Source organism: Bradyrhizobium cedriense (assembly GCF_054602315.1).
Genome location: NZ_JBTSWB010000005.1, coordinates 759,537 through 786,004, shown reverse-complemented (window position 1 = coordinate 786,004; position 26,468 = coordinate 759,537). Strand labels below are relative to the sequence as shown.

27 protein-coding genes and 1 tRNA gene are annotated in these 26,468 nt (G+C 64.6%); 16 read left to right on the top strand and 12 right to left on the bottom strand.

All coding sequences use genetic code 11. The annotated features are described in order from the left end of the window. Positions 1-85 precede the first annotated feature (85 nt). Complete coding sequence (locus ACYCVF_RS25000; protein WP_459603457.1) at positions 86-898, top strand: enoyl-CoA hydratase; 813 nt, start codon at positions 86-88, stop codon at positions 896-898. Positions 899-1,019: 121 nt separating this feature from the next. Here ACYCVF_RS25000 and ACYCVF_RS24995 read toward each other — a convergent pair. Further along, positions 1,020-1,095: transfer RNA gene (locus tag ACYCVF_RS24995), tRNA-Ala, on the bottom strand. A 202-nt stretch (positions 1,096-1,297) separates the two neighbouring features. Here ACYCVF_RS24995 and ACYCVF_RS24990 point away from each other — a divergent pair. The 3 genes from ACYCVF_RS24990 to folD are packed head-to-tail and all read left to right on the top strand — an operon-like array spanning position 1,298 to position 2,843. Further along, positions 1,298-1,588 carry a YggT family protein gene (locus ACYCVF_RS24990; protein ID WP_459603458.1) on the top strand — a complete coding sequence of 97 codons (291 nt, stop codon included), beginning with the start codon at positions 1,298-1,300 and terminating at the stop codon, positions 1,586-1,588. A gap of 15 nt (positions 1,589-1,603) precedes the next feature. Then, positions 1,604-1,948 carry a DUF167 domain-containing protein gene (locus ACYCVF_RS24985; protein ID WP_459603459.1) on the top strand — a complete coding sequence of 115 codons (345 nt, stop codon included), beginning with the start codon at positions 1,604-1,606 and terminating at the stop codon, positions 1,946-1,948. A gap of 10 nt (positions 1,949-1,958) precedes the next feature. Next, positions 1,959-2,843, top strand: a complete 885-nt coding sequence (gene folD / locus ACYCVF_RS24980; protein WP_459603460.1) for a bifunctional methylenetetrahydrofolate dehydrogenase/methenyltetrahydrofolate cyclohydrolase FolD — start codon at positions 1,959-1,961, stop codon at positions 2,841-2,843. 71 nt (positions 2,844-2,914) lie between these two features. Here the strand turns inward: folD and ppa are convergent, their stop codons facing one another. Together ppa and ACYCVF_RS24970 are read right to left on the bottom strand one after the other, a co-directional pair. Then, complete coding sequence (ppa, locus tag ACYCVF_RS24975) at positions 2,915-3,451, bottom strand: inorganic diphosphatase (RefSeq protein WP_459603461.1); 537 nt, start codon at positions 3,449-3,451, stop codon at positions 2,915-2,917. Between the two features lie 178 nt (positions 3,452-3,629). Then, positions 3,630-4,139 carry a GNAT family N-acetyltransferase gene (locus tag ACYCVF_RS24970; protein ID WP_008539229.1) on the bottom strand — a complete coding sequence of 170 codons (510 nt, stop codon included), beginning with the start codon at positions 4,137-4,139 and terminating at the stop codon, positions 3,630-3,632. A gap of 267 nt (positions 4,140-4,406) precedes the next feature. Between ACYCVF_RS24970 and ACYCVF_RS24965 the strand changes: the two genes are divergently transcribed. Together ACYCVF_RS24965 and ACYCVF_RS24960 are read left to right on the top strand one after the other, a co-directional pair. Further along, positions 4,407-5,306 (top strand): dienelactone hydrolase family protein, encoded by a 900-nt coding sequence (locus ACYCVF_RS24965; RefSeq protein WP_459603462.1) that lies wholly within the window; start codon positions 4,407-4,409, stop codon positions 5,304-5,306. A gap of 123 nt (positions 5,307-5,429) precedes the next feature. Further along, entirely contained in the window at positions 5,430-5,837 is a 408-nt protein-coding gene (locus ACYCVF_RS24960) for a thiol-disulfide oxidoreductase DCC family protein (RefSeq protein WP_459603463.1), read from the top strand. A 12-nt stretch (positions 5,838-5,849) separates the two neighbouring features. Here ACYCVF_RS24960 and ACYCVF_RS24955 read toward each other — a convergent pair whose 3' ends face one another. The 6 genes from ACYCVF_RS24955 to ACYCVF_RS24930 form a co-directional block, all read right to left on the bottom strand. Next, positions 5,850-7,094, bottom strand: coding sequence for a flavin monoamine oxidase family protein (locus ACYCVF_RS24955; RefSeq protein WP_459603464.1), 1,245 nt, complete (start codon positions 7,092-7,094; stop codon positions 5,850-5,852). A gap of 95 nt (positions 7,095-7,189) precedes the next feature. Beyond that, the gene (typA, locus tag ACYCVF_RS24950; RefSeq protein ID WP_459603465.1) at positions 7,190-9,016 is read right to left on the bottom strand and encodes a translational GTPase TypA; all 1,827 of its coding nucleotides are present in this window, start codon (positions 9,014-9,016) and stop codon (positions 7,190-7,192) included. Between the two features lie 237 nt (positions 9,017-9,253). Next, a complete protein-coding gene (locus ACYCVF_RS24945; protein ID WP_459603466.1) occupies positions 9,254-9,559 on the bottom strand; it encodes a hypothetical protein in 306 nt (101 codons plus the stop codon). Then, complete coding sequence (locus ACYCVF_RS24940; RefSeq protein WP_459603467.1) at positions 9,556-10,986, bottom strand: radical SAM protein; 1,431 nt, start codon at positions 10,984-10,986, stop codon at positions 9,556-9,558. The genes ACYCVF_RS24945 and ACYCVF_RS24940 overlap by 4 nt, the downstream gene beginning before the upstream one ends. Then, on the bottom strand, positions 10,967-11,683 hold the full coding sequence (locus ACYCVF_RS24935; RefSeq protein ID WP_459606633.1) for a prolipoprotein diacylglyceryl transferase family protein: 717 nt from the start codon (positions 11,681-11,683) through the stop codon (positions 10,967-10,969). The genes ACYCVF_RS24940 and ACYCVF_RS24935 overlap by 20 nt, the downstream gene beginning before the upstream one ends. Before the next feature lie 213 nt (positions 11,684-11,896). Continuing rightward, the gene (locus ACYCVF_RS24930) at positions 11,897-12,661 is read right to left on the bottom strand and encodes a Crp/Fnr family transcriptional regulator (RefSeq protein WP_459603469.1); all 765 of its coding nucleotides are present in this window, start codon (positions 12,659-12,661) and stop codon (positions 11,897-11,899) included. Between the two features lie 179 nt (positions 12,662-12,840). Between ACYCVF_RS24930 and ACYCVF_RS24925 the strand changes: the two genes are divergently transcribed. Further along, positions 12,841-13,215, top strand: coding sequence for a response regulator (locus tag ACYCVF_RS24925; protein WP_459603470.1), 375 nt, complete (start codon positions 12,841-12,843; stop codon positions 13,213-13,215). 7 nt (positions 13,216-13,222) lie between these two features. Here ACYCVF_RS24925 and ACYCVF_RS24920 read toward each other — a convergent pair whose 3' ends face one another. Beyond that, positions 13,223-14,764, bottom strand: a complete 1,542-nt coding sequence (locus ACYCVF_RS24920) for an alkaline phosphatase D family protein (protein WP_459603471.1) — start codon at positions 14,762-14,764, stop codon at positions 13,223-13,225. A gap of 109 nt (positions 14,765-14,873) precedes the next feature. After that, positions 14,874-16,319, bottom strand: coding sequence for a TAXI family TRAP transporter solute-binding subunit (locus ACYCVF_RS24915; protein ID WP_459603472.1), 1,446 nt, complete (start codon positions 16,317-16,319; stop codon positions 14,874-14,876). Between the two features lie 154 nt (positions 16,320-16,473). On the opposite strand from ACYCVF_RS24915, the gene ACYCVF_RS24910 reads away from it, so the two are divergent. Together ACYCVF_RS24910 and ACYCVF_RS24905 are read left to right on the top strand one after the other, a co-directional pair. Beyond that, positions 16,474-16,764: a 4a-hydroxytetrahydrobiopterin dehydratase gene (locus ACYCVF_RS24910; RefSeq protein ID WP_459603473.1), complete on the top strand. Its 291-nt coding sequence runs from the start codon at positions 16,474-16,476 to the stop codon at positions 16,762-16,764. Positions 16,765-16,869: 105 nt separating this feature from the next. Continuing rightward, positions 16,870-17,259 carry a YkvA family protein gene (locus ACYCVF_RS24905; RefSeq protein ID WP_459603474.1) on the top strand — a complete coding sequence of 130 codons (390 nt, stop codon included), beginning with the start codon at positions 16,870-16,872 and terminating at the stop codon, positions 17,257-17,259. Positions 17,260-17,436: 177 nt separating this feature from the next. Here the strand turns inward: ACYCVF_RS24905 and ACYCVF_RS24900 are convergent, their stop codons facing one another. Continuing rightward, the gene (locus ACYCVF_RS24900) at positions 17,437-18,411 is read right to left on the bottom strand and encodes an NADPH:quinone oxidoreductase family protein (RefSeq protein WP_061028011.1); all 975 of its coding nucleotides are present in this window, start codon (positions 18,409-18,411) and stop codon (positions 17,437-17,439) included. 218 nt (positions 18,412-18,629) lie between these two features. Here ACYCVF_RS24900 and ACYCVF_RS24895 point away from each other — a divergent pair, with 218 nt between their 5' ends. From ACYCVF_RS24895 to ACYCVF_RS24865, 7 genes are all read left to right on the top strand, one after another. Next, positions 18,630-19,469: an SDR family oxidoreductase gene (locus ACYCVF_RS24895; protein ID WP_459603475.1), complete on the top strand. Its 840-nt coding sequence runs from the start codon at positions 18,630-18,632 to the stop codon at positions 19,467-19,469. A 119-nt stretch (positions 19,470-19,588) separates the two neighbouring features. Continuing rightward, positions 19,589-20,236, top strand: a complete 648-nt coding sequence (locus ACYCVF_RS24890; protein WP_459603476.1) for an invasion associated locus B family protein — start codon at positions 19,589-19,591, stop codon at positions 20,234-20,236. A 184-nt stretch (positions 20,237-20,420) separates the two neighbouring features. After that, the gene (rlmN, locus tag ACYCVF_RS24885; protein WP_459603477.1) at positions 20,421-21,623 is read left to right on the top strand and encodes a dual-specificity RNA methyltransferase RlmN; all 1,203 of its coding nucleotides are present in this window, start codon (positions 20,421-20,423) and stop codon (positions 21,621-21,623) included. Between the two features lie 126 nt (positions 21,624-21,749). Next, on the top strand, positions 21,750-22,244 hold the full coding sequence (locus ACYCVF_RS24880; protein ID WP_459603478.1) for a hypothetical protein: 495 nt from the start codon (positions 21,750-21,752) through the stop codon (positions 22,242-22,244). A gap of 135 nt (positions 22,245-22,379) precedes the next feature. Continuing rightward, a complete protein-coding gene (locus tag ACYCVF_RS24875; RefSeq protein ID WP_459603479.1) occupies positions 22,380-23,156 on the top strand; it encodes a phosphatase PAP2 family protein in 777 nt (258 codons plus the stop codon). A 92-nt stretch (positions 23,157-23,248) separates the two neighbouring features. Further along, positions 23,249-24,586, top strand: a complete 1,338-nt coding sequence (gene argG, locus ACYCVF_RS24870) for an argininosuccinate synthase (protein WP_459603480.1) — start codon at positions 23,249-23,251, stop codon at positions 24,584-24,586. A 117-nt stretch (positions 24,587-24,703) separates the two neighbouring features. Further along, positions 24,704-26,461, top strand: coding sequence for an alkaline phosphatase (locus ACYCVF_RS24865; protein WP_459603481.1), 1,758 nt, complete (start codon positions 24,704-24,706; stop codon positions 26,459-26,461). The last annotated feature ends 7 nt before the right edge of the window (positions 26,462-26,468 follow it).

Genomic DNA, 26,468 nt, shown 5'->3' with positions numbered 1-26,468 from the left:
CTTCCGATTCCATCGGAACGGGAAAGGCTCTAGGTTCGCTGGCAACGAGCGCGCGGAATTGCGCCGGCAAGCAAGGGAGAGCGTCATGGCCTACGAGCACATTCTCTATGAAGTGAGCGACAAGATAGCGACCATCACGCTCAATCGCCCGGACCGCATGAATGCGTGGACGCCGATCATGGAGCGCGACGTGCGTCACGCCATGGAAGCGTCAAACACCGCCGACGATGTCCGCGTCATCGTGCTCACCGGCGCGGGCCGCGCCTTCTGCGCCGGCGCCGACATGGATGCGCTCAAGGGGTTGAATCCCGGCGACGTCGGACGCGCCTCGAACCTGCCGCCACTCGACATGAACCGTCGCCCGGATTGGCAGACGCGCTACGGCTATTATCCTTCGATCAAGAAGCCGGTGATCGCCATGCTCAACGGCGCCACGGCCGGCATCGGACTCGTGCACGCGCTCTATTGCGACCTCCGCTTTGCTGCGGACAATACCGTGTTCACGACGGCGTTCGCGCGGCGCGGCCTGATTGCCGAGCATGGCATCAGCTGGATGCTGCCGCGGATCGTCGGTCATGCCAATGCGATGGACCTGCTGCTCTCCGCGCGGCGCGTGTCGAGCGAGGAAGCGCTGCGAATCGGGCTGGTCAACCGGCTCTGCCCGCCGGAGAAGCTGCGCGAGGAGACTTACGCCTACGCGCGCGATCTCGCCGATCTCGTCTCCCCGAGCGCCATGGCCGTGATCAAGCGGCAGCTCTACGAGGTGCCGTTCCAGACGCTGGCCGAGGCGACGATCGAGGCCAACAGGGAGATGCTCGTGGCGCTGAACGGGAGTGATTTCAGGGAAGGCGTGGCGAGCTTCATGGAGAAACGGCCGCCAAGGTTTACGGGGAGATAGGGGGATTCGTGGACAAGGTCCGCCGTCGCCCTTCGGGCTATGGCGGGACAGCCTTCGCTCACCTCGCTACGCGAGAGCTGGGCTGGCTTGCCTAGCCGTAGCTCGCGAAGCGAGCGAAGGCTGGTGGAGCCAGGCGGGATCGAACCGCCGACCTCGTCATTGCGAACGACGCGCTCTCCCAGCTGAGCTATGGCCCCTTTGCTGGCCGCTCTGGTGAATGCGGCCGACAACCGGGCGCCATTTAAGTCCCCGCCAAGGTCAAGTCAAGGACGGGCGTAACCCGGTTTTAGCCATTCGGGCGCCGACTTCCCTTGTTTGGACCGGGGGGAACCGATATCTAGCAACAGGCGTCAATCCCGACCGCAGCCAGAGTTTTCAAAGCCAGAGTCTTCAAAAGCCATGCGTGCCGTTCTCGACATCGTCATCATCGTGCTCGACCTCTACGTCTGGCTGCTGATCGCCTCCGCGATCCTGTCCTGGCTGATCGCCTTCAACGTGGTGAACACCCGCAACCAGTTCGTGTCGGCGGTGGCAGAGTTCCTGTACCGGATCACCGAGCCGGTCCTGGCGCCGATTCGCAATCTCCTGCCCAGCCTCGGCGGCCTCGACATCTCGCCCATCATCCTGATCCTGATCATCATGTTCATCGAGCGGGTGATCCTGTACTACGTCTACCCGAACGTGCTCTGAGCAGGCTGGAGCGCCTTGGTCGTCAAAGATGCTCCCAAAGAACCCTGGCGTTATTCGGCCGCAGGAATCAGCATTGCGCTGCGGGTGACGCCGCGCGGCGGCCGCGACGACATCGATGGGATCGAACAACTTTCGGATGGCCGCAACGTGCTCAAGGTGCGGGTGCGCGCGATTGCCGATGGCGGCGAGGCCAACAAGGCCGTCCTGGTGCTCCTGGCGAAATCGCTCGACGTACCCAAGGCCAGTGTAAAATTGCTGTCGGGAGCTACCTCACGGTTGAAGCAGATCGCGGTTGATGGCGATCCGGCGCGGCTCGGAGAAGCCCTGCGCCAGCTCGTGTCGGCCAAATCGAAGGGTTGAGGGAACTGACATGACGGCCAAGATCATCGATGGAAAAGTGATTGCCGCGGAACTGCGTGCCCGGGTTGCTGAGGAGGTCGCCCGCGTCAGGCGCGAGCACAATCTGGTGCCGGGCCTTGCGGTGGTCCTGGTCGGCAACGACCCCGCCAGCGAGGTCTATGTCCGCTCAAAACACACCCAGACCCAGGCTGCCGGGATGGCTTCGTTCGAGCACAAGCTGCCGGCCGACGTCTCGCAAGGAGACCTGCTGGCGCTGATCGCAAGGCTCAACCGCGATCCCGCCGTGCACGGCATTCTGGTGCAACTGCCCCTGCCGAAGGGACTGAACACCGAAGCCGTCATCAACGCCATCGATCCCGCCAAGGATGTCGATGGGCTGCATCCGAACAATGCCGGCCGCCTCGCCGGCGGTTTCGAGGCGCTGTCGCCCTGCACGCCGCTCGGCTGCATCATCCTGACGAAGAGCGTGCACGCCTCGCTCGAAGGCATGAACGCCATCGTCATCGGCCGCTCCAACCTGGTCGGCCGCCCGCTGGTACAGCTGCTGTTGAACGAGAACGCCACGGTGACGATCGCGCATTCGCGCTCCCGCGACCTGCCCGGGCTCGTGAAGCAGGCCGATCTCGTCTATGCCGCGGTCGGCAGGCCCGAGATGGTGCGCGGTGATTGGCTGAAGCCGGGCGCGACCGTAATCGACGTCGGCATCAACCGGATACCCAAAGAAGACGGCAAGACGCGCCTCGTCGGCGACGTCGCCTATCAGGAAGCGCTTGGGGTTGCCGGCGCGATCACGCCGGTGCCGGGCGGTGTCGGCCAGATGACGGTGGCGTGCCTGCTGGTCAACACGCTGCGTGCGGCCTGCGCGATCGCCGAGCTACCGAAGCCGGCGGTGTAGCTGAACTCTCGTGCCCCGGACGCAGCGCAGCGCTTCTTCAGCGCTGCGCTGCTGAGCCGGGGCCCAGGGGCTCAGCCCTTTTTCTTCTTCTCGCGATCCATGCCTTCGAGGATCAGCTTGTGCGCGTCCTCCGGGCCACCCCAGCGCAGGATCTTCACCCATTTGCCCTTCTCGAGATCCTTGTAGTGCTCGAAGAAGTGCTGGATCTGCTGCAGCGTGATGTCGGGCAGGTCGGAGTACGTTTTCACCTTGTCGTAGCGCTGCGTCAGCTTTGACGACGGCACCGCCAGAATCTTTTCGTCGCCGCCGGCTTCGTCTTCCATGAACAGCACGCCGACCGGACGCACGCTCATGACGGCGCCGGGAATGATGGCGCGGGTGTTGATGATCAGCACGTCGCAGGGATCGCCGTCATCCGACAGCGTGTGCGGGATGAAGCCGTAGTTACCGGGGTAACGCATCGGCGTGTAGAGGAAGCGGTCGACCACCAGCGTGCCGGCCTCCTTGTCCATCTCGTATTTGATCGGTTCGCCGCCCACGGGGACCTCGATGATGACATTGACGTCGTGTGGTACGTTTTTCCCGATCGAGACCGCATCGATACGCATTCAAGGCTCCGTTGTTGCCGAGGTGAAATCGCGCCCGGCAGCGATTTTGGCGCTGTCATACGCGGGCTTGGCCCGCTGATCCATCGCGTTTTTGTGAAATAATGAATCCGGCGATCACCGGCTCGAAGGCAACGGTATCGACGGACTGGGAAACGCTGCCGAATCAGGTTTCAGCAGCTCAATTGGTCCAAGCGAAGGCAACTTTGTCGAGCGACTTCGGCCCGAACCGCTCCGACGAACGCGCCACCATGCGACCGCCCAGGGCACGGTAGAACTCCGTGGCCGGATCGTTGTCCGAGAGTGCCCACACCACCATGCTCTTCAGCCCGCTCTGCATGAGGTCGCGGCGGGCTGCTGCGAACAGGCGGCGGCCGAAGCCGAGCCCCTGGAATTCCGGACGGAGATAAAGTTCGTAGATCTCGCCGTCGAAATGCAGGCTGCGGGCACGGTTGCGGCCGTAATTGGCATAGCCTGCGATCTTGTCACCGAACACGAGCACGCTGACACGGCTGCCTTTGCGGATCGCGCTGTCCCACCACTGCGGACCGCGGCGGTTGATCAGCTTCTCCAGCTCGGAGCCGGGAATGATGCCCTGATAGGCTGAACGCCAGGCTTCATCATGGGTCGAGGCCACCGCAGTTGCATCTGCAGCTTTGGCCGGCCGGACCTCGATCAGGGTTGTGCTCATGGATACGATCAAACCAAGTCGCCGCGCCGGCGGCAAGACCTATCGTTAATTATCGGTTAACCTGTGGACTTTCTGCATCAGTATTTCGACCATGTTGTACCGAAAGAGGACAAGCCGCTGCTTCGAACCGCAACCACGTGCCGCGCGTCGGTGCAAAACGACGTCTCGGCGGCGATCGGACGGCAATGGCAACGCAGAAAGTCGGCCGAAATTGATTCGTTCCTACTAGTCTGGCTGTCGTCGTTCGCGTTCGCCCTCGGCCAATTCATGCGGCTCCTCAACACCCTCGCGCTCCTGCCTGTGCTGGCTCTGCTGACCGCGTCCCCTCTGTTCGCCCAGGTGACGTTTGGCCCATCGGAAGGGGAGGGAGCGCCGTTTCGTCGGCAAGAGTGGCGGGTGCCCTCGCCGGATACCGGTGTCGCTGCGCATGCCCTCCTGTTTCGTCCCCCCGGCCCAGGTCCGTTTCGGCTCGCGGTGGTCGCGCACGCCTCGACGCAGAACGCGTTGCGTCGTGCGCAAATGCCGCCGCCGGAATACCGCCCGCTTGCCGCCTATCTCCTCACGCGCGGTTTTGCGGTCCTGGTGCCGGAGCGGCTCGGCCATGGTGCGACCGGCGGTCGCTATGTCGAGGATCAGGGCGGCTGCGACGAGGCCGACTACGCCCGCTCGGGCCGTGCAACGGCCGACGCAATCTCGCTCGCGCTGGGCTTTCTGCGAAAGCAGGATTTCGTCCGCAAGGACGCCGCGATCGTGATCGGCCATTCCGCCGGAGGATGGGGTGCGCTGGCGCTCGCCAATGCTGATCCGAATTCGATCTCCGCGATCACGGTGTTTGCGCCGGGGCGCGGCGGCCATGCCAATGATGAGCCGAATCGAATCTGCGCGCCGAATGCGCTTCTCGCCGCCGCAGCGGAGTTCGGCAAGGCGGCGCGCATTCCGGTTACATGGCTTGTTGCAAGCAATGACAGCTATTTCGCGCCCGCATTCTCGCAGAAGCTCGCCGATGCGTTTCGTGGAAGTGGCGGCAAGGCCGACCTGCGCTTCCTGCCGGCCGTCGGCAGCGAGGGTCACTGGATGATCGAAACCGAAGCTGGTGTCAAAGCCGCAGCCAGTGCGCTCGAACGCGCGCTGAACCCGCCCAAGCCCGTAGCGACCAGGAAGCCATGACGCTGTATTCCCTGGTCAAATTTCTCCATGTGCTCGGCGCCTCGAGCCCCTTGGTGCGCTGGTGAAGACGGGGCCGGCCATCGTACTGATGCTCGTCGCGCTGCTCATGCTGGACAATCGCTGATGCTCGAATGGCCCGACGACGACGTGATCCTGTTCGACGGCATCTGCATCTTCTGCTCGCGCTGGGTCCGCTTCGTCGCCAGGCGCGACACCGGGAAGAGGTTTCGATTTACGCCAATCCAGTCGGACTATGGGGCCCTTCTCGCGAAGACGTTCGGCATCGATCCCGATGATCCCGATACCAATGCTGTGGTTCATGGTGATGAGGTCTATGTAAAGTCAGATGCGGCGCTGACCGTGCTGTCGCATTTGCCCGGCTGGGGTTGGACGCGCGCACTGTTCGCCGTGCCCAAGCCATTGCGCGACGCCATCTACAGCCTCGTCGCGCGTAACCGCTATCGCATCTTCGGCAAGTATGACGCCTGCTTCGTGCCTGATGCCGATTTGCGGGCGCGGGTACTTCAGTGATGGCGTGTGTGGTTACGGCTTCCCCAAAACCGCCAGCACTTCCTTCGCCGCCCGCTCGCCGCTGTCCCTCGCGCCATGCGCCGTCGTGAAGAAGGTCGGCGACGTTGCCTCGCCCGCGAAGAACAGCCGGCCATCCACCGGCGCGGCCAGCACCGCGCGATCCCCTGCGTGCCCGGGCAGCGCGTGAGAATAGGAACCCCGCGCGAACGGATCGCGCGCCCAGCGCGACTCGTAGAGCGGCTTCAGCTTGCGGCGGATGTCGTTGCCGAGGAGGCCGGCGATCTCGTCGATGCTCTGCGCTGCGATGGCGCCGTCGCCGGCGCCTTCCAGCTCGCGCGCAAAGCTGCCGCCGAAGAAGCCCTCGATGCAGGGCTGGCCGAACGGGCGGATGTGGTAGGTCCCCATGTCGGTGCGCATGGTGGCGCCGCGGAGGTTGCCTTCCTTGGGAAAGGCTTCGGCGTCATCGAGCGCCAGCGTCACCTTGTCGTCGACGCCGAGCGGCAGGCCGGCGGCGGCATCGACCTTGGCGGGCAGCGGCGGCGAGAAGCGGATCGTTTCCTCCGCGATCAGGTTGGTCGGCACCGTGACGATCACCTTGTCGGCGGTGAGCGTGCCCCGCGATGTCTCGATGCGGATCTGCTTGTCAGAATGGTCGATCAGCGTGACGTTGCAGTTCAGCGCCACCGGGCAGGGTGCACCATACGTTGCAACCAACGCGCCATAGCCACAGCGGACGCGCCAGTTGAGGCCAGTGTCCTCATAGGCGTCCCAGTCCAGCGTGGACATGTCCTTGAGTTCGCAGCCGTTGATGTAGGTCGAGATCGCGTCGATCATCGGGTTCCAGCGATTGCCGGCTTCGAGGCTCAGGCGCGCGGGTTCGTCCTTGCCCTTTTGCGCGGCTTCCCACAGGCGCTCATAGAATGCGTCCATCGCGCGCATGAAGTCGTCGCGCTCGGCCTGCGGGAAAGCGTTGCCGAACGCGCGCTCGCGCCAGGGCGGCAGGTCCTTGTTGAGCTCGAAACCGAGCTGTCGCGCGATTGGAACGAAGGAATTCTTGTCCGCGGAGTGAAGCCAGCCGCAACCGACGTCGAACGTTACCTCCGGCGAGGCCTGTACGGTCCACGCACGGCCGCCGAGCCGGTCACGGGCCTCCAGCACCATCACGGAGAGGCCGGAGTCCTGCAGCGTGCGCGCCGCGCCAAGGCCGGCTGCGCCCGCGCCGATGATCGCGACGTCGATGGAGGAGGGAAAGGACATGGCGAATGGCGAGTAGCAAATGGTGGGTAGCGTTATAGCAGAGATGCTGCGCCGGGTTTCCCCCTATTCGCTACCCGCCATTCCCATTCGCCCGGTTACGCCACCGCTTCCTTGGACTTCTCCGCGCGCTTGCGCTCGTTCGGGTCGAGGTGCTTCTTGCGCAGGCGGATCGACTTCGGGGTGACCTCGACGAGCTCGTCGTCCTCGATATAGGCGAGCGCCTTTTCCAGCGTCATGCGGATCGGCGGGGTCAGGCGCACGGCTTCGTCCTTCGAGGTCGTGCGGATGTTGGTGAGCTGCTTGCCCTTGAGCACGTTGATCTCGAGATCGTTGTCGCGGGTGTGCTCGCCGACGATCATGCCCTTGTAGACCTTCCAGCCCGGCTCGATCATCATCGGGCCGCGGTCCTCCAGCTTGAACATGGCGTAGGCCACCGCTTCGCCCTGGTCGTTGGAAATCAGGACGCCGTTGCGGCGGCCCTGGATCTCGCCCTTGTACGGCGCATAGCCGTGGAACAGGCGGTTCATGATCGCGGTGCCGCGGGTATCGGTGAGCAGTTCGCCCTGATAGCCGATCAGGCCGCGGGTCGGCGCGTAGAACACCAGGCGCAGGCGGTTGCCGCCCGACGGCTTCATCTCGATCAGCTCGGACTTGCGCTCGCTCATCTTCTGCACGACGACGCCGGAATGCTCCTCGTCGACGTCGATGACGACTTCCTCGATCGGCTCCATGGTGGCACCGGTCGCTTCGTCCTTCTGGAACACGACGCGCGGACGCGACACCGAGAGCTCGAAGCCCTCGCGGCGCATGGTCTCGATCAGGATCGCGAGCTGCAATTCGCCGCGGCCCGAGACTTCCATCGCATCCTTGTCGGAGGCTTCGACCACGCGCAGCGCGACGTTGCCCTCGGCTTCACGCAGCAGACGGTCGCGGATCATGCGGCTCGTCACCTTGTCGCCTTCGGTGCCGGCGAGCGGGGAGTTGTTGACGATGAAGGACATCGACACGGTCGGCGGGTCGATCGGCTGCGCCGGCAGCGGCATCTCGACGGTCGGATCGCAGAACGTGTCGGCGACGGTACCCTTGGTGAGGCCCGCGATGGCGACGATGTCGCCGGCTTCGGCTTCATCGAGCGGCGTGCGCTCGAGGCCGCGGAACGCAAGGATCTTGGTGATGCGGCCGGACTCGACCAGCTTGCCGTCGGCGTTCAGTACCTTGACCTGCTGGTTCGGCTTCAGCGTGCCGGAGGAGATGCGGCCGGTGATGATACGGCCGAGATAGGGGTTGGCTTCGAGGATGGTGCCGATCATCCGGAACGGACCCTCTTCGACCTTCGGGGGCGCGACATGGCGCAGAATCAGGTCGAACAGCGGCTCCATGCCCTTGTCCTTCGGACCCTCAGGGCTCTCGGCCATCCAGCCCTGCTTGGCCGACCCGTAGAGGATCGGGAAGTCGAGCTGCTCCTCGCTGGCATCGAGCGCCGCGAACAGGTCGAACACCTCGTTGATGACTTCCGTCGGGCGCGCGTCGGGACGGTCGACCTTGTTGATGACGACGATCGGCTTCAGGCCGACCTTGAGCGCCTTGGAGACCACGAACTTGGTCTGCGGCAGCGGGCCTTCGGCGGCGTCGACCAGCACCAGGGCGCCGTCCACCATGTTCAGGATGCGCTCGACCTCGCCGCCGAAATCGGCGTGGCCGGGGGTGTCGACGATGTTGACGCGGGTGTCCTTCCACTGCACCGAGGCCGCCTTGGCCAGGATGGTGATGCCGCGCTCACGCTCCAGATCGTTGGAGTCCATGGCGCGATCGGTCACCTTCTGGTTCTCGCGGAACGTGCCGGACTGCTGGAGGAGCTTGTCGACCAGGGTCGTCTTGCCGTGGTCGACGTGGGCGATGATGGCGACGTTACGGAGGTTCATGGGAGAGCTTCTTTGCGTTCGAACAATGGGTTAAGCGCGATCTCGCCGGTCGGACCGGGACCTCTTCTCGAAACAACGCTGGAAGACTGGAAACGGGCGCTCGCCGCCCAAAAGGGAAGCCCGGCCATATCGACCGGGCACCCTGCGCGTTGCGGCGCAATATATGCAAAAACGGCCAAAAAACAATGTGTTCTTTGGCCGTTGGTTGACTGAATTTTGTCCGGGAATTCCCGGAGCTTAAGGCCGGGTTCCTGGGTGAGCCGGGGCCTTTCGCCCCTTGATGGCCGCCCAGATCAGGGCAACGCCCCCGATCCCGACGACCAGGCCCAGGAAGACCAGCGGACCGATGTCGGAGGCGATCTTGCCGTCCTCGAACACCGACATTCCGCCGAACAGCAGCGCGCAGGCGCCCGGCAGCAGCAGGATGATCCCGAAGATCGCCATGAGCGCGGTCAGGCAGCCGCTGCGCTTTTGCGTCGGCGGAGGCGGCGGAGGAGGCGGCGGTGCGGGAGGCGCGGGCGGCGGTGTGTCGCTGATGCTCATGCCTGCAAAACTCCTTCGGTCGCCTGAGCGGCCAGCCTGGCGCGGATGCCGTCGATCTGTCCGTTCCGATAGAACAGGTTGTAGGTGTCGAACGGAATGATCGCGCCCTGCTCCGTCACGAAATGGATGCAGGAGCGCTTGACGTTCCCCACGCAGAAATTGAAGCGGTCGAGAAACTGCACGATGGTGACGCGGAAGACGTTCTCGTACGCGAGGCCTTCAGGCACCTGAAAGCTGGGCAGGCAGCACAGCAGTTCGCAGACCCGCTCGGAGGTGTTCAGGGGACCCGACGACAGCGAGAACAGATCGACGAACTTCTCCCGCAGCACCGGATATTTCTCCGGGCTGATGGTGTTGGGCATTACGGCGACGAGCTGCTCCTGCGGGATCAGCGAGGTCAGCGGCAGCACCTTGTCGCCGTTGCGCAGGCCGTAGCCGATCGAGATGCTCTCTGGATTGCACGGCAGCGGGATCATGTCCTTGTCGCCGAACACGCCGGTCTCGATCACGCGCCTGCGGATATCCGACAGCATGATGCGGTCGGTGGTCTTGTCGAAGTCCTCGTTGCGGCCGGCATCCTGCACCGGTTGCAACGTGACGCCGCGAACGCATGTCCATGTCAGCGCGTGGCGAACGATGTCGCCGATCTCGGCATCGTTGACGCCGCGCTTGATGGTCGCGACCAGCGTGGTCGACACGCCATAGTGCTCGAGATTCTGCAGGGCTTGCTGGCGGATCTTTCGCAGGTCCGCGCCGCGCAGATTGATCAGTGCGTCGCGCTGAAGCGAATCGAACTGGAGATAGACCTCCAGCCCGCGCCTGTTTTCGGCGAGCCGCGCCACGAAATCCTTCTCGCGCGCGATGCGCAGGCCGTTGGTGTTGATCATGACATGGCGGATCGGGCGGGCGCGCACGGCGTCCAGGATCGCGAAGAAGTCCGGATGCAGCGTCGGCTCGCCGCCGGAAATCTGCACCAGGTCAGGCTCACCTTCGCTCGCCACCAGTGCGTCCAGCATCCTCTCGACCGTCGCGAGCGGGGTGAATCTCGTCCGTGCGGGCGCCGATTCGGCAAAGCAGACCGGGCAGGTGAGATTGCAGTGTTCGGTGATCTCAATCAGTGCCAGGCAGGAATGCTGCTCGTGGTCGGGACACAGGCCGCAATCATAGGGGCAGCCGAATTCGGTGTGCCGCTGGAACGCGAGCGGCCGGTCGCCCGGCTTGATGAAGTCCTTGCACAGACGCCAATAGGCCGCGTCCGTCGACACCAGCGTCGATTGGACTCCATGCTGCTTGCAACGCTTTTCGTACCAGACCTCGTCGCCGAGAATCTGGATCTTGGTCGGCACCAGTGTCAGGCAGGTCTCGCAAAGGGACTGGGTCTGGCCCCAGAAGACATAGGGACGCGACTTACGCAGCGGCGCGTTCATGCAGTGACCTCGCTTTGGGCGCCGTCGCCAACATGAAAGCGGCGTAGAGTAGGATGGATAGCGACAGCAGATGAAACAGCGTGAAGGGGCCGATCAGCGTGCCATAAGGCTTGAGGAATTCCCACAGGAAGCGCTGCGCTCCATAATAGATGAGGACGAGGTAGAAACCATTGGTGATCACGAACGCGTTTCGGTTCAAGGCCGCCACGACATAGAGGATCGCGAAGGCGGCCATGGCTATGCTCTCATAGAGCTGCACGGGATGGCGAAGGATGCCGTCGCCGAAATCATGGCCGAAGGGCGGCGCCGTCGGCGTCCCGTAGGTGAAGTCGTCGAGGCCGGCGAAGTAGCAGCCGAGCCGGCCGATCGCGATGCCGAGCGCCAGCGGCAGCGCAAACCGGGCGCCGGTTCGGATCGCGATCCCTGCGGACCATTTGTAGAGCTCGATCGCCACGATGCCGCCGGCCAGCGCGCCCTCCACAGAGCGCGCGATGCCGCTCTGACCCGACAGCCAGAGATTGGCCGATCCGAACAGATAGGCGCCAATGCCGGCACCGAACGCCAGAGCGGCGATATAGGGCAGCTCGAAGGATTGCACCGGAAACTGCAAGCCCTGTCGCGCCAGCCAGTAGACGGCCGCCGCGGCCGCCAGCCACGCAGCGATGTCGAAGAGAGTATGAAGGAAAGCCCCGCCCATGCGGGAGAGAGCATAGCACGATCGCGTTGAGAAAAACGTGCCGCGCGTTGCTGTGCCCTCGCCCCTTGCGGGAGAGGGCTGCTCCGCAACCAGCCGCAGTCCCATTGGGGTGAGGGGTCTCTCCCGGCAGATGAATTCTTGGAGAGAACCCCTCATCCGGCGCTTCGCGCCACCTTCTCCCGCAAGGGGAGAAGGAAGAAGCAGACCAGGCCTCTACCCGGCCTCCCGCTCTTCGGTTGGATAGACGCCGCGCAGCACCTCCTCGAAATGCATCTTCACGGCATCGTTGCACAGACAGGCGCGAAGCCTCAGTCCGTCGCGGTTGCGGACCAGGATCGAGCCGCGCCTCGTGTCGAGAATCCGTTCGGCCTTGAACGATTGAAGCACGCGGCTGGCATAGCTGCGGCCGACTCCGAGCAGCGTCGCGAGCTGTTCGTGGGTCAGCGGCACGCTGGTTTCGTCGCCGGTCCGCTCCATCGCGGCCAGGATCCATTTGGCGGTACGCTGTTCGATGGAATGGATCGCGTTGCAGGCGGTCGACTGGAAGATCTGGGCCAGCAGGCAATCGGCATAGCGGGCAAAGATGTTGCGCAGGGACGCCGAGCGTTGCTTGGCCGCTTCCAGCTTCCCGACATGGATGCGCGCAAATGGCCCGCTGAACTTCACGCAGATGCGGGTGTAGGCCGGCAGGAATCCCTCGCTGACGATGCCGCCCACCGCGCCTTCGCGGCCGACCAGGATGGTTTCGACGTCACGGCCGTCCTCGTTGGGCACGAGGAAAGTCGCGAGCGACGGCCCGCAGGGGAAGTGGACGACCTGCACATCGTCGCCGGGATTGTAAAGCAGTTGGCCTGCTGCGGAATCGTCGACGGCCACGTGCGGTGCAAGGAGGGCGTAATCTGGCTGGCTCAAACGCCGCAGCAGATTGTTGGCCGGCCGGCTTTCGACCTCGGTGACTTTGCCAATGCGCGCATCCATCGTGAACTCCTGTCCCTTCCTCCCACCTTAGCGAGTTCCATCCGCTCGCTGTGTGCACAAGTGGACAGACCGAACAACGATGATGTGGTGAGTTTCGTTCCGGGAACCCGCCAATGCGCTGCGCGTAGGCATCGCGTCGCGGTAGTCCTGATCCGAAGACCCCAACACAAGATGCGATCATGGCACCCGTACCTTCCGACGGCTCCGGCTCGCCGGCCGATGTTCTGATCGTCGAGGACGATCCGATCATCGCGATCGATTTCGAGGACCGTCTCCTCGGATTCGGTGTGACGAGCGTACGCACCGTCGGTTCGGTGATGCAGGCGCTGGACGCCATCGCAAGGCGCACGCCCGATTTCGCGCTGCTCGATGTCGAGCTGATCCGCGAGACGAGCTTTGCGATCGCCGAGCGGCTGATCGCGTTGAAGGTTCCGTTCGTCTTCGTCACCGGCTACGGCGCCGAGGCGCGCATTCCGCCCGAACTGGCAGGCCGGCCGCGGTTGCAAAAGCCGTGTTCCAGCGACGCGCTGGAAGCGGCGCTGAACGTGCGCTGACCAGCGATCAGCTCTGCTTTGGTTCGAGCGTCGTCGACCACAGCGCCACGTCGGCGCGGTCGCGCAGGGTCACCGTCATCTGGCCGGAAGCGCCGTCGATCTTGACGTGACCGAAGAACTGCATGCCCGCGGACGGCGGCAGGTTCTGGCTCCCCTTGCCCGGCGCCTTGACGAAGCGCACCTCGGGTCCGAACGTGTTGTCGAGCGCGTTGGGACCGAAAGTTCCGGCGTGCAGCGGGCCCGACACGAACTCCCAGAACGGCTCGAACTCCTGGAATTGCGCCTTGTTCGGATCGTAATAATGCGCGGCGGCGTAATGCACGTCCGCCGTTAGCCACACGGTGTTGCTGATCGGCGCCATCTTGATGAAGCGCAGGATGTCGGCGATCTCGAGCTCGCGGCCACGCACCGGGCCGTCGCCCTGCGCAACGGCTTCCGAGCCTCCCTTTGCCGTGTCCGAGACGATCAGGCCGATCGGCATGTCCGACGCGATCACCTTCCATGTCGCCCGCGAATTGAGGAGGCCGCGCTTGAGCCAGGCGATCTGGTCCGGGCCGAGGAAGTAGCTTGCGGGGCCGTAAGCCGCCTCGAGATTGGGCCCGTTCGGGCCGCGATAGCTGCGCTCGTCGAGCACGAACACGTCGAGATGAGGGCCGTAGGAGATCTGGCGATAGACGCGGCCGGGCTCAGTGATGCTCTCGCGCATCGGGTACATCTCGTGGAAGGCGCGCCCCGCGCGGGCCGCGAGCAGCGAGATGTCGCGCACCTTGTAGGCGGCCGGCAACTCTTTCGACGGCGACCAGTTGTTGGCCACCTCATGGTCGTCCCACTGCACGAAGACCGGCACCTCGGCATTGAAGGCGCGGAGGTTGTCGTCGGTGAGATTGTATCTGTGCGCGGCGCGGTACTCGTCCAGCGTCTCGGCGACCTTCGCCTTCTCCGGGATGGTCAGATTTTTCCAGATCTTGCCGTCGGCAAGCTTCACCTCGGATGGGATCGGGCCGTCGGCATAGATCGTGTCGCCGGAATGCAGGAAGAAATCCGGCCGGTGCTTGCGCATCGCCGCGAAGGTGAGCATGCCGCCGTCTTCGGGGTTGATGCCCCAGCCCTGGCCGGCGACGTCGCCGCCCCAGACGAAGCTGACGTCGCGGCGGTCAGCCGGCGCGGTACGGAAGCGGCCGACCGCCGTCTCGCCCTCGACCGCGCTATGCGAGAGATCGCGGAAGCGGACGCGGTAGAAGATATCCTGGCCGCCCGGCAGGTTCTCCAGCAGCATTTTTGCCGTGAAGTCGCTCTCGGGAAGCGCGGCGATCGGTGGCAGCGCACGGGCATCCCTGAACGTATCCGTCGTCGCGACCTCGACCAGCATCTGCGCCGGCCGGTCGCTACGCGCCCAGACCACACCGCCGTCGACGGTGACGTCGCCAGACTGTACGCCATGGGTGACCGCCGGCCGGTCCGCGGCGCGCGAGAGATAGGGCATCGCGACCGCGCCGAGCGCGCCGGCGCTGGTGGTGAGAAAGCGGCGGCGGGAGAATTTGATGTTCATGGAGCGTGGTTTCGAGAGCTGAGATCGCGCGGTGCGCGCTCCGGATGACGATGAACTATGATGAACTATATTGGGACGATGTGACGCAGCAATTACGTGCGCAAGGCGTTCACGCGTTGCCGGCAGCCCTGAACTGCGTGCCGGCGCGTTGCAGGTTCTGCGGCAGGCTCATCAGCAGCGCCTTGCGGTCGGCGACCGCGGAGTGGAACTGGTCGAGTGCGATGTTGAAGGCGGTGAGCGCGCCTTCCTCGATCGCGCCGTGATCGTAGCAGCGCAGCGTATCTCGCAGGATGTCGTCGGCCTCGGTCTGCATCTGATCGAGCTCGTCGCACGTTTCGCACTTGCGTGCGGCGGCGATCATGTCGAGCAGGCGTTCGCGCTGATGATTGTTGCTGTCGCGCTCGTCCCTTTTCAGATAGCCGGCGAACCAGGCGCCGATCGAGCCCATGGCCGAAAGCGCCATCAGGCTCCACCAGATGTAATCGCTGTATCTGTCAAGGAAGGTCTTTTCCTCGCCGTCGACGAAGGCGGCTGCACCCGGATGCACCGGGATCACCGCATCCTTGTCAGTGTCGGGCGTTTCGATCTTCGCCGCCAGCGGGAATTCCGTCACCAGTTGCTGGCGCACGGCGAAGAGCTGCCGCGTGAACGCCGCGATGGTGGATTCGGACACGCCTCTGCGCGCCACGATGTGGTGCGAGAAGCTGATGGTCTTGACCTCGTCATCGGGGCGAGCGGGCGAGCCACCATAGGTGCCGGCGGGAATCTCGGACGCTTCGTAGACCGGATGGTTTTGCGCGATCGCGTCCGCCGAATCGATCGCGAGGAAGGTAGGCGCGCCGAAATCCTTGGTGGAGGCGGCGATCGCATCCGACGTGATCTTGCTGTTGACGGGGCCGGTCGCGAGATAGACGTCGGCCTTCTGCGCCTTGATCGCCTCGGCTGCTTCGTTCGCCGGGAATTGCACGATCTCGACCTTGGCGGGATCGACGCCGTATTGCTGGAGGATCACCTTGAGCAAATTGACGTTGGCCTGGGTGCGGCCGACCACGCCGACGCGATGGCCGGCGAGCTGCGCGATCTTGGTGATCTTTGGGCCCCGCTTCTTGCCTTTGCCCGGCACGGACCACAGCACCACGACGTTCTTGCGCAGGGTCGCGACCGCTTGCGCGTTCTTGGGCACGTCGACGTCGCCGCGCACGATGGCGAGATCGACCTTGCCTTCCTTGAGTGCCTCGGCGCTAGCTGTGGCGCCGTCGGTCTGGAACGGCCGCAGCCGCACATAGCTCTTGGTCTGCGTGAAGGCCTGCGTCAGCGTCTGCACGACCTTGACGTCGTCGCTGTTGGCCGGACCAACCGCGATTCTCAGCGTCACCGGACGCATCGCGAAGTAATAGCCGCCTGCGAGCGCGCCGACGATCGCGAGCACGAGCGCCAGAGACACGAGCGCCGTCTTCCGCGCCGCGGATCGCGGCGAAGGCGGAGGGGGCGCTTCGGCCAGGTCCAATCCCCCGGTCATCGATCTCCCAAACGGGCGCTTCAGGCTCAGTTTCATCTTGGCCGGCGATTTACGTTTGGGATTGTAGCAAATTTCTTGTCCGGCGGGGTTACATCTCCGTCATGGTTAGCGGATGCAGGAAATCCCGTACGAACCCGGGTGCCGGTGCGGTGTTAGGGTAAAGTTCCCCTAAACGACGGAGACGACGATCATGGCAGAACGGCTTTCGGCGGAGGCGCGCAAGCAGGCGTTGGGCGGGCTATCGGGCTGGACCGACGTCCAGGGCCGCGACGCCATTGCGAAAACCTTTGTCTTCAAGGATTTCAACGAGGCGTTCGGCTTCATGACCCGCGCCGCGCTCGTCGCCGAGAAGATGGACCACCATCCCGAATGGCGCAACGTCTACAAGACCGTGGAGGTGGTGCTGTCGACCCATGATGCCGGCGGCGTCACCGCGCGCGACATTGCGCTGGCGAAGGCGATGAACACCATCGCAGGCTGAGGCTGACGACAAGCCGACGTCTTGCAGGGCCCGGCGGCATCCCCATGTTGTGATCAGCCGGGATGGTGCGAGCCGTCGTCCCCGGCAGAACGGGGAGTATTGAGCATGGCTGCCGAGCACAGCGTCGGCTTCGAGCCGGCCGATCGGCTCGCGGAAGATCGCAAGAGCGTGCGCCGCCGCTTCTGGCGCAAGTTGAAGCGTGTCGCCGCGCACCTGCCGTTCGCGGAAGACTTGCTTGCGGCCTATTACTGCGCGTTCGATCGGCAGACGCCGCGCCACGTCCAGGCCTCGTTGCTCGGGGCCATCGCCTACTTCATCCTGCCGTTCGACTTCGTCGCCGACGTGATGCCCATCCTCGGCTTCGCCGATGATGCCGCCGTGCTCGCCACCGCCATACGCATGGTTGCCGGCCACATCACGAACGAGCATCGCGAGGCCGCCCGTGCCGCGCTGAAGCGCGGAGTGGGTGAAGCGGAAGCGGACGCAGCGCAATAGCTTCGCCACCAGCACACTGTCATGCCCCGGCTTGACGGGGGCATCCAGGACGGATTCAACCGGCCAGTACGCTGCGGCCTCTCGGTCGATCGCAATGGTCCCGGAGTACCGGATCGCCCGGTCAAGCCGGGCGATGACAGTTGAGTGTGTTCAAACGGCCTCGCCGTTACTCGGTCCTCACGGATGCAGGATCACCTTGCCCATGGCCTGACGTCCCGCGAGCACCTTCAACGCGTCCGCGGTCTGGGCCAGCGGGAAGGTGCGGTCGACATGCGATGAGATCTTGCCTTCCGCCGTCCACTTCACGAGCTTCTCGAGATTGGCGCGGTTCTTCTCCGGATTCTGCCGCGTCCATGCGCCCCAGAACACGCCGCGGATGTCGCAGCCCTTCAGCAGCGCAAGGTTCAGCGGCATCTTGGGGATGTCGCCGGCGGCAAAGCCGATGACGAGGAAGCGTCCTTCCCAGGCGATCGAGCGCAGCGCCTGCTCCGCATAGGCACCGCCCACGGGATCGAAGATGATGTCGACGCCCTTGCCGCCGGTGAGCTTGCGCAGGCCTTCCTTCAGATCTTCCTTGGCGTAGTTCAGCGTCAGTTCTGCGCCATGCGCCTTGGCGAATTCGAGCTTCTCCTCCGACGAGGCGCAGGCGATCACCTTCAGGCCCATCAGCTTGCCGAGCTCGCAGGCGGCGAGGCCGGTGCCGCCGGCTGCGCCGAGCACCGCAAGCGTCTCGCCCGGCTTGGGGCTTGCGCGATCTTCCAGCGCATGCAGCGCGGTGCCGTAGATGATGATGATGCCGGCCGCGCGGTCGTAGTCGAGATTATCGGGGATCTTCACGATCGACGCCGCCGGCAGCGCGATCTTCTCGCGCGCGCCGTTGTGGCCGCAGGATGCGACCACGCGATCGCCGACCTTGAGGTCGGTGACGCCGGGGCCGATGCTCTCGATCACGCCCGCGACTTCCGCCGCTGGCGAGAACGGGAATGGCGGCTTGATCTGGTACTTGCCCTGGATCATCAGGATGTCGAAGAAATTCAGCGCCGCCGCCTTGATCGCGATCACGGCTTCGCCGGGCCCTGCCACCGGATCCGGCACCTCGGCGAGCACGAGATCGTCGGGCTGGCAATATTGCGAGCAGAGGATGGCTTTCATGGCGGCACCTGGGCGTTTCGAGGGAATTATAGTTTTGCCGTTTCTGCCGGATTTAAGCACGGGCGACAATCCGGTTTCTTTGCCCAAAGCGATGGGCAGCCCTATCCTCGCGTCATCGCGAGCGCAGCGAAGCAAGCCGGAAACCGCGCCGCGGAAATTAGTCTGGATTGCTTGGCCGTGCCCGCAACGACGAAAGAAGTACAAGGAGGATTCAAACGATGTTTGAAACGGGCCTGCTCAGGAACAAGCGCATCCTCGTCACCGGCGGCGGTTCGGGCCTTGGCGCCGCGATGGCGCGCCGCTTCCTCACGCTCGGCGCCGAGCTCGTCATCTGCGGGCGCAAGCTCGACCGGCTCGAGACAACGGCGAGCCAGATGCGCGAGGAGACGGGCGGCAAGGTCACCACCATCGCCTGCGACATCCGTGACGGTGCATCGGTTGACAATATGATGGAGATCATTTGGCGCGAGGCGCCGCTCGACATCCTCGTCAACAACGCTGCCGCGACCTTCATCGCACAGAGCGAGCACCTGTCCTTCCGCGCCGCGGATGCGATCCTGGCGCCCACGCTGCATGGCGCGATGTATTGCACGCTCGCGGTCGGCAGCCGCTGGATCGACGGCAAGCATGGCGGCGTCGTGCTGTCGATCCTCTCGACCTCCACCATCACCGGCCGCGCCTTCACGGTTCCGTCGGCGATGGCGAAATCCGCGGTGCTGGCGATGACCAGGAGCCTTGCGGTGGAGTGGGGCCCGAAGGGCATCCGCACCGTCGCGATCGCGCCGGGTCCGTTTCCGACCGCCGGCGCCTCCGGACAGCTCCGCCCCGAGGGACGCGATGAAGGCTGGGCCTCGCGCAATCCGCTCGGCCGTACGGGCGGGCATGGCGAACTCGCCGATCTCGCGAGCTTCCTGGTGTCGGACCGGGCCGGCTACATCAATGGCGAGATGGTCGTGATCGACGGTGGCGCGCATTTGCGCAGTTCCGGCGCCGAGGATTTGTTGTGCTGGACCGAGACACAATGGGCCGAGCAGCGCGCAGCCCGATCCAAGGCCTAGCAGGCGCCGATGCCGCCGCTAACTGCCTTCCCAAATTGAACTTTTCCGGCTATCCCTGCCCGGGGACAACGCGCAGTCGAGCCATCTTCCAGTCACAATATTGAGGGAACCACTCCAGCATGTGGCGGGTGCTGATTTTAGCTTTGATGACTGGCGTGGCGGCCGGGTGGGTCGCCGATTCCGCGTGGGCGCAGGCGGCGCAACCGACGCCTAAGGCGTCGCCAAAACCGGCCGCGCCGCCGGCCAACACGACGGCAAAGGCGGCCGCGAAGCCCGAGAGCAAACCGGCGGCCCCGCCCGCGGCGGTTGCGGGCGGTGCGGAGCCGACCCTGATCGGCCAGTTCGGCACGTGGGGGGCATACGCGGCCACGCCCAATGGCAAGAAGGTCTGCTTCGCGCTGGCAAAGCCCTCCTCCTCGAAGACCAACCCGCCGAACCGGCCACGCGATCCCGCCTATGCGTTCGTGTCGACCCGGCCGGCCGAAAAGGTGAACAACGAGGTCTCGGTCATGATCGGCTACGCGCTGAAGCCGGGCTCCGAATCGACGGCCGAGGTCGGCGGCGCTGCTTTCGCCATGTACACGCAGGGCGACGGTCTCTGGATCAAGAACGCGGCCGAGGAGGAGCGGATGGTCGAGGCCATGCGCAAATCGGCCGATCTCGTGGTCAAGGGCGTGTCAGCCAAGGGCACCGAGACGACCGACACGTTCTCGCTGAAGGGTCTCGCCCAGGCCCTCGACAAGATCGCCCAGGACTGCCGGCGGTAAGGGCGCAGGCATTAAGGCTGCGGGCGATAAGGTCGCAATCGGCAATTCCGGTTGCTATATAGGGGCGGTTCCAGATTTTTCGCCGTCATTCCGGGGCGATGCGCAGCATCGAACCCGGAATCTCGAGGTTCCGGGTCTGGTCCTTCGGACCACCCCGGAACGACCAAGCCATTAGGTCCATTCAATGCAACCGACGACCGAGCCGCACAACGCAACGTTAGTGGAGAAGACTCCGCTCGAAACCTATGTGCCGCCGGCAAAGCCGTCGCTGATCGGCCTGTCGCGCACCGAACTTGCCGATTGCCTCGGCGAGATCGGCGTCGCGCCGGCGCAGCGCAAGATGCGCGTGCAGCAGCTCTGGCACTGGATCTATTTCCGCGGCGCCCAGAGTTTTGAGGAGATGACCTCGATCTCGAAGGGCATCCGCGCCGAACTGGCGCAGCATTTCACGGTCGACCGGCCCGAGGTCGTCGCCGAGCAGATATCGAACGACGGCACCCGCAAATGGCTGCTGCGGCTGCCGAGCGGCGATTCTGTTCAGAAGGCGCATGAAGTCGAGTGCGTCTACATCCCCGAGACCGATCGCGGCACGCTCTGCGTCTCCTCGCAGGTCGGCTGTACGCTGAACTGTTCCTTCTGTCACACCGGCACGCAGCGCCTCGTGCGCAACCTCACCGCCGGCGAGATCGTCGGTCAGGTGATGGTGGCGCGGGACCGCCTGAACGACTGGGCCGATCGCGAGGACGGCACGCGTCGCGTCACCAACATCGTGATGATGGGCATGGGCGAGCCGCTCTACAATTTCGACGCGGTGCGCGATGCGCTGCTCATCGTCGGGGACAACGAGGGCATCGGTATCTCCCGCCGCCGCATCACGCTGTCGACCTCGGGCGTGGTGCCGAATATCGTGCGCGCCGGCGAGGAGATCGGCGTCATGCTGGCGATCTCGCTGCACGCGGTGCGCGACGAGCTGCGCAACGAACTGGTGCCGCTCAACCGCAAATATCCGATCAAGGAGCTGCTGCAGGCCTGCCGCGACTATCCCGGCGCCTCGAACGCGCGGCGCATCACCTTCGAATATGTGATGCTCAAGGGCGTCAACGATTCGCTCGACGATGCCAAGCTGCTGGTAAAGCTGCTCAAGGGCATTCACGCCAAGATCAACCTGATCCCGTTCAATCCCTGGCCCGGCACCGCCTATGAATGCTCGGACTGGGACCAGATCGAGAAATTCTCCGAATACGTCTTCAACGCCGGCTATTCGTCGCCGGTGCGCACCCCGCGTGGCCGCGACATCCTCGCCGCCTGCGGCCAGCTCAAGTCGGAAACCGAGAAGCTCAGTGCACGCGAGCGTCAGGCGCTCCGCGCGATGGCGATGACGGATTGATGATGGCGGCGACGCTCTCGCATCCTCGTCATTGCGAGCGCAGCGAAGCAATCCAGAGTCTTTCCGCGGGGACAGTCTGGATTGCTTCGCTGCGCTCGCAATGACGGCAACGTTGGCTTTCCCGTCATGTCCCTGATCGGCCGGCTCATCGTCATCTTCATCGGCTTTCTCGCCGCCTGTTTCGTCGGCGGCATGATCGTGGTCGTCGCGCTGCTGTTTCCGGAATTCGCCGATCTCGGCGCAGGTCCCGTCGATCAGGGCACGATCGACATCCTGCTCGGCTTCGGTTTCATCTTCGTCTCGGGCTTCGCGCTGGTGCCGGCGGCGGTGATCGTTGCGATCACCGAAGCGCTCTATATCCGCAGCGCGCTCGCCTATGCCCTCGGTGGCGGCCTCGTCGGGCTCGCCTGCTATCTCGGCCTCGTTCCGTTCCATCCCGACACGTTCCAGTTCGAGGGTATCGTGCGGCGGCATCTGGAGATCATGACCGGTGCCGGAATCGCCGCCGGCGTGGTCTACTGGCTGATCGCCGGCCGCAACGCCGGCGCCTGGCGCGAGCCGTCAGCCCCGCGCCAACCCCCCCCGCCGCTGCCGTCGAATTCGCGGCCGGATGCACGATAGCTTGCTCCGTCATTCCGGGATGGTCCGAAGGACCAGGCCCGGAATCTCGAGATCCCGGGTTCGGTGCTGCGCACTGCCCCGGGATGACGGTTGCGAGGGTTTTCATCTGCGCCGCTCTCCGCTAAACCGCGCGCCATGAACCGGACTGGTCTCTTCATCGCCCTGGCGCTGTGGCTCGTGATCGGCGTCGTTTTCGGCCTCTATCCCGAGCTCGACCTCAAGCTCGCCGCGCTGTTCTTCGACCCCGAGACCAGGACGTTTCCGCTCAAGCTGAACGGCTGGGCCAGTTTCGCACGTGACGCTGCGATGTGGGTCGCCTGGGCATTCGTGCTGCCATCGCTGGTCGCGCTCGTGGTCAAGATGATCCGGCCCGACCGCCCGCTGATGGTGTCGGGCCGCGCGATGGTTTTCCTGCTGGTCACGATCATCCTGTCGGCCGGCATCCTCACCAACCTGACCTTCAAGACCTATTGGGGCCGACCACGCCCGGTGGCGGTGACGGAGTTTGCCGGCGACCAGCAATTCGTGCCGTGGTGGGATCCGCGCGGCGGCTGCGCGCGCAACTGCTCGTTCTTCTCGGGCGAGGGCGCGACCGCGTTCTGGACGCTCGCGCCGGCTGCGCTGGCGCCGCCGCCGTGGCGCCCGCTCGCCTATGCTGCCGCAGTGGTGTTCGGCGCCTTGACGAGCGGCCTGCGCATGGCCTTTGGAGGCCACTTCTTCACCGACGTTTCCATCGCTGGCCTCGTCACCTTCGTCGTGATCTGGTTCATGTACGCGCTGATTTACCGCTGGCCGCGGACGCGGTTCTCGGACGAGGCGGTCGATGCGGCCCTGACCCGGCTGAACATGCCCGGCTACCGGCTCCGCCAGCGCCTGTTCGGCCGCAAGACCGGTCCCGAGCCCTCGGTTTGAGCCATTAAAGGGATGCCGAGGCGTGCGAAATTTGATATTCGCCCGGTCAAGTTCGCACCTTCATCAGCCCTTGAGACCCGATTGGAAGCCCCATGACCACGATCCTGAAAAGCCTGCCCAAGGGCGAGAAAGTCGGCATCGCGTTTTCGGGCGGCCTCGACACCAGCGCGGCGCTGCTCTGGATGAAGCAGAAGGGCGCGCGCTGCTACGCCTACACCGCCAATCTCGGCCAGCCGGATGAGGCCGATTACAACGAGATTCCGCGCAAGGCGATGGAGTTCGGCGCCGAGAAGGCGCGCCTCGTCGATTGCCGCACGCAGCTGGTGCATGAAGGCATCGCCGCGATCCAGTCGGGCGCCTTCCACATCTCGACCGGCGGCATCACCTATTTCAACACCACGCCGCTGGGGCGCGCGGTTACCGGCACGATGCTGGTCGCGGCGATGAAGGAGGACGGCGTCAACATCTGGGGCGACGGCTCGACCTTCAAGGGCAACGACATCGAGCGCTTCTACCGCTACGGCCTGCTCACCAATCCCGGCCTGAAGATCTACAAGCCCTGGCTCGACCAGCAGTTCATCGACGAGCTCGGCGGTCGCGCCGAGATGTCGGCGTTCATGACCGCGCAGGGCTTTGCCTACAAGATGAGCGCCGAGAAGGCCTATTCGACCGACAGCAATCTGCTCGGCGCCACGCACGAGGCCAAGGATCTCGAAAGCCTCGACAGCGGCATCAAGATCGTCAACCCGATCATGGGCGTGCCGTTCTGGCGCGACGACTGCACTGTGAAGGCCGAGAAGGTCGTGGTGCGTTTTGAGGAAGGCCAGCCTACGGCGCTGAACGGCCAGACCTTCAGCGATCCGGTCGCGCTGTTCCTCGAAGCCAACGCCATCGGCGGCCGTCACGGCCTCGGCATGAGCGACCAGATCGAGAACCGCATCATCGAGGCCAAGAGCCGCGGCATCTATGAAGCGCCGGGCATGGCGCTGCTGCACATCGCCTATGAGCGTCTCGTCACCGGCATCCACAACGAGGACACCATCGAGCAATACCGCATCAGCGGCATGCGCCTCGGCCGGCTGCTTTATCAGGGCCGCTGGTTCGATTCGCAGGCCCTGATGCTGCGCGAGACCGCGCAGCGCTGGGTTGCGCGCGCTGTCACCGGAGAGGTCACCCTCGAGCTGCGCCGCGGCAACGACTATTCGATCCTCAACACGGAAAGCCCCAACCTCACCTATGCGCCGGAACGGCTCAGCATGGAGAAGGTCGAGGACGCCGCGTTCACGCCGGCCGACCGCATCGGCCAGCTCACCATGCGCAACCTCGACATCGCCGACACCCGCACCAAGCTGAAGCTCTACAGCGACACCGGTCTGCTCTCGGGCAGCGAAGGCTCGCAGATCTTCCGCCTGGAGAGCGACAAGGGGTGACGTCTTCGTGTCTCGGATCCAACGCAGCGAAATCCGGGTGACGAATTTAATGACGGTGTCATTCTCGATCGCTACGCTTCCCGTTCCTGTCGGAAACCGGATTGCGGAGCATCGAGCATGGTCAAGGGATCGGCACTCGCCTCTCTCATCGTCCTCTGTTGGACATCGTCAGTGCCGGCGCAGACGATCTATCCGATCGATCGTGCCGAGATCCTCGCGGGGGCCAAGTTCGACTTCAAGGTCGAGCTCCCCGGTCCGGTCGATCCCGCCAATCTGAAGATCACGGTGAACGGCGCGGACTATGCGACCGCGTTCGGCCAGGCCGGGACCTTCATCGACCGCGAGGACGGCAAGGATCAGTCGGCCCTGATCCTGCGCGAGGTCATGCTGACCAAGCCGGGCAACGTTGTCGTGGACGTGAGCGACGGCACGCGGCAGCGCAGCGTCACATGGACGGTCTACGACACGGGTCCGCGCAAGGCGAAGAACGTCATCCTGTTCATCGGCGATGGCATGTCCCCGGCGCATCGTGTCGCCGCGCGAATCCTGTCGAAAGGGATTTCGGAGGGCAAGAGCCGCGGCAAGCTCGCCATTGACGACATGCCCCATATGGCGCTGGTGGCGACCGCAGGCTCGGATTCGATCATCACCGATTCCGCGAACTCGGCCAGCGCCTATGCGACCGGCCACAAGAGCGCCGTCAACGCCTTGGGGGTCTATGCGGATCGCAGCGCAAGCCCGTTCGACGATCCCCGGGTCGAAACCATCACCAGCCTCGCCAGGAGGCGGCATGGCATGGCGATCGGCGTCGTCACCAACACCGAGATCGAAGACGCGACGCCGGCGGCAATGGTTGCGCACACGCGCCGCCGTGCCGCCTACGACGAGATCGTCGAGCAGTTCTTTGCGGCCAAGCCGGACGTCCTGATGGGCGGCGGCAGCGCGAATTTCCTGCCGAGATCGGCCGCCGGCTCGAAGCGCAAGGACGAGACCGACTACATCGCCAAGTTCCGCGATGCAGGCTATCAGGTGGCGACCACGGCGAGCGAGCTCGGCGCTCTCTCGGCAAAGCCCGAGACGCGCAAGCTGCTCGGCCTGTTCGCCACCGGCAACATGGACGGCGTGCTCGACCGCAAATTCCTGAAGGGTGGCGGCGTCAGGAAATTTCCCGACCAGCCCGACCTGACCGAGCAGGTCCAGGCGGCGCTGCAACTGCTGTCGCGGAACGAGGCCGGCTTCTTCCTGATGGTCGAATCCGGAATGATCGACAAATATGCCCATCTGCTCGACATGGAGCGGGCCGTCTACGACACGATCATGCTCGACAACGCCGTGCGTCAGACGCGTGAATGGGCGCGGACGCGCGGCGACGACACTCTGATCCTGGTCGCGGCGGACCACAATCATCCCAACAGCCTCGTCGGCACGGTGAACGACGACATGGCCACCACGCCCAACGTGCCGCTGCGCGAGCGCGTCGGCGTCTACGATCGGGCCGGATTTCCCAACTATCCGGCTCCCGACGCGGAAGGCTATCCGGCGCGCATCGACGTGAGCCGGCGGCTTGCCATCTTCTCCGCCAGTCTGCCGGACCACTACGAGACCTTCCGCCCGAAGCTCGACAATCCCAATGAGCCGACCGTCAAGTCTGGCGACGGCGGGACCTTCAAGGCCAACGACAAGTACAAGGACGTTCCGGGCGCGGTGCTGCGCCCGGGCAATCTGTCGGCGATGATCGGCGCCAGCGTGCATTCGGGCGAGGACGTCATCCTGACCGCGGCCGGGCCGGGCAGCGAGCGCGTGCACGGCTCGATGGACAATACCGACGTGTTTCGCGTCATGGCCGATGCGTTGGGACTGGCTGCGGGTCAATGATGCAGCG

Bases quoted from the DNA above. Each gene is read 5' to 3' on its own strand.
- ACYCVF_RS24960 (WP_459603463.1), top strand. From the start codon at position 5,430: ATGCTCGAATGGCCCGACGACGACGTGATCCTGTTCGACGGCATCTGC.
- ACYCVF_RS24990 (WP_459603458.1), top strand. From the start codon at position 1,298: ATGCGTGCCGTTCTCGACATCGTCATCATCGTGCTCGACCTCTACGTC.
- ACYCVF_RS25000 (WP_459603457.1), top strand. From the start codon at position 86: ATGGCCTACGAGCACATTCTCTATGAAGTGAGCGACAAGATAGCGACC.
- ACYCVF_RS24890 (WP_459603476.1), top strand. From the start codon at position 19,589: ATGTGGCGGGTGCTGATTTTAGCTTTGATGACTGGCGTGGCGGCCGGG.
- ACYCVF_RS24905 (WP_459603474.1), top strand. From the start codon at position 16,870: ATGGCTGCCGAGCACAGCGTCGGCTTCGAGCCGGCCGATCGGCTCGCG.
- ACYCVF_RS24955 (WP_459603464.1), bottom strand. From the start codon at position 7,094: ATGTCCTTTCCCTCCTCCATCGACGTCGCGATCATCGGCGCGGGCGCA.
- ACYCVF_RS24880 (WP_459603478.1), top strand. From the start codon at position 21,750: ATGTCCCTGATCGGCCGGCTCATCGTCATCTTCATCGGCTTTCTCGCC.
- typA (WP_459603465.1), bottom strand. From the start codon at position 9,016: ATGAACCTCCGTAACGTCGCCATCATCGCCCACGTCGACCACGGCAAG.
- ACYCVF_RS24965 (WP_459603462.1), top strand. From the start codon at position 4,407: ATGCGGCTCCTCAACACCCTCGCGCTCCTGCCTGTGCTGGCTCTGCTG.
- ACYCVF_RS24935 (WP_459606633.1), bottom strand. From the start codon at position 11,683: ATGGGCGGGGCTTTCCTTCATACTCTCTTCGACATCGCTGCGTGGCTG.
- folD (WP_459603460.1), top strand. From the start codon at position 1,959: ATGACGGCCAAGATCATCGATGGAAAAGTGATTGCCGCGGAACTGCGT.
- ACYCVF_RS24875 (WP_459603479.1), top strand. From the start codon at position 22,380: ATGAACCGGACTGGTCTCTTCATCGCCCTGGCGCTGTGGCTCGTGATC.
- ACYCVF_RS24945 (WP_459603466.1), bottom strand. From the start codon at position 9,559: ATGAGCATCAGCGACACACCGCCGCCCGCGCCTCCCGCACCGCCGCCT.
- ACYCVF_RS24930 (WP_459603469.1), bottom strand. From the start codon at position 12,661: ATGGATGCGCGCATTGGCAAAGTCACCGAGGTCGAAAGCCGGCCGGCC.
- ACYCVF_RS24915 (WP_459603472.1), bottom strand. From the start codon at position 16,319: ATGAAACTGAGCCTGAAGCGCCCGTTTGGGAGATCGATGACCGGGGGA.
- ACYCVF_RS24895 (WP_459603475.1), top strand. From the start codon at position 18,630: ATGTTTGAAACGGGCCTGCTCAGGAACAAGCGCATCCTCGTCACCGGC.
- ACYCVF_RS24940 (WP_459603467.1), bottom strand. From the start codon at position 10,986: ATGAACGCGCCGCTGCGTAAGTCGCGTCCCTATGTCTTCTGGGGCCAG.
- rlmN (WP_459603477.1), top strand. From the start codon at position 20,421: ATGCAACCGACGACCGAGCCGCACAACGCAACGTTAGTGGAGAAGACT.
- ACYCVF_RS24865 (WP_459603481.1), top strand. From the start codon at position 24,704: ATGGTCAAGGGATCGGCACTCGCCTCTCTCATCGTCCTCTGTTGGACA.
- ACYCVF_RS24910 (WP_459603473.1), top strand. From the start codon at position 16,474: ATGGCAGAACGGCTTTCGGCGGAGGCGCGCAAGCAGGCGTTGGGCGGG.
- ACYCVF_RS24925 (WP_459603470.1), top strand. From the start codon at position 12,841: ATGGCACCCGTACCTTCCGACGGCTCCGGCTCGCCGGCCGATGTTCTG.
- ACYCVF_RS24920 (WP_459603471.1), bottom strand. From the start codon at position 14,764: ATGAACATCAAATTCTCCCGCCGCCGCTTTCTCACCACCAGCGCCGGC.
- argG (WP_459603480.1), top strand. From the start codon at position 23,249: ATGACCACGATCCTGAAAAGCCTGCCCAAGGGCGAGAAAGTCGGCATC.
- ACYCVF_RS24970 (WP_008539229.1), bottom strand. From the start codon at position 4,139: ATGAGCACAACCCTGATCGAGGTCCGGCCGGCCAAAGCTGCAGATGCA.
- ppa (WP_459603461.1), bottom strand. From the start codon at position 3,451: ATGCGTATCGATGCGGTCTCGATCGGGAAAAACGTACCACACGACGTC.
- ACYCVF_RS24900 (WP_061028011.1), bottom strand. From the start codon at position 18,411: ATGAAAGCCATCCTCTGCTCGCAATATTGCCAGCCCGACGATCTCGTG.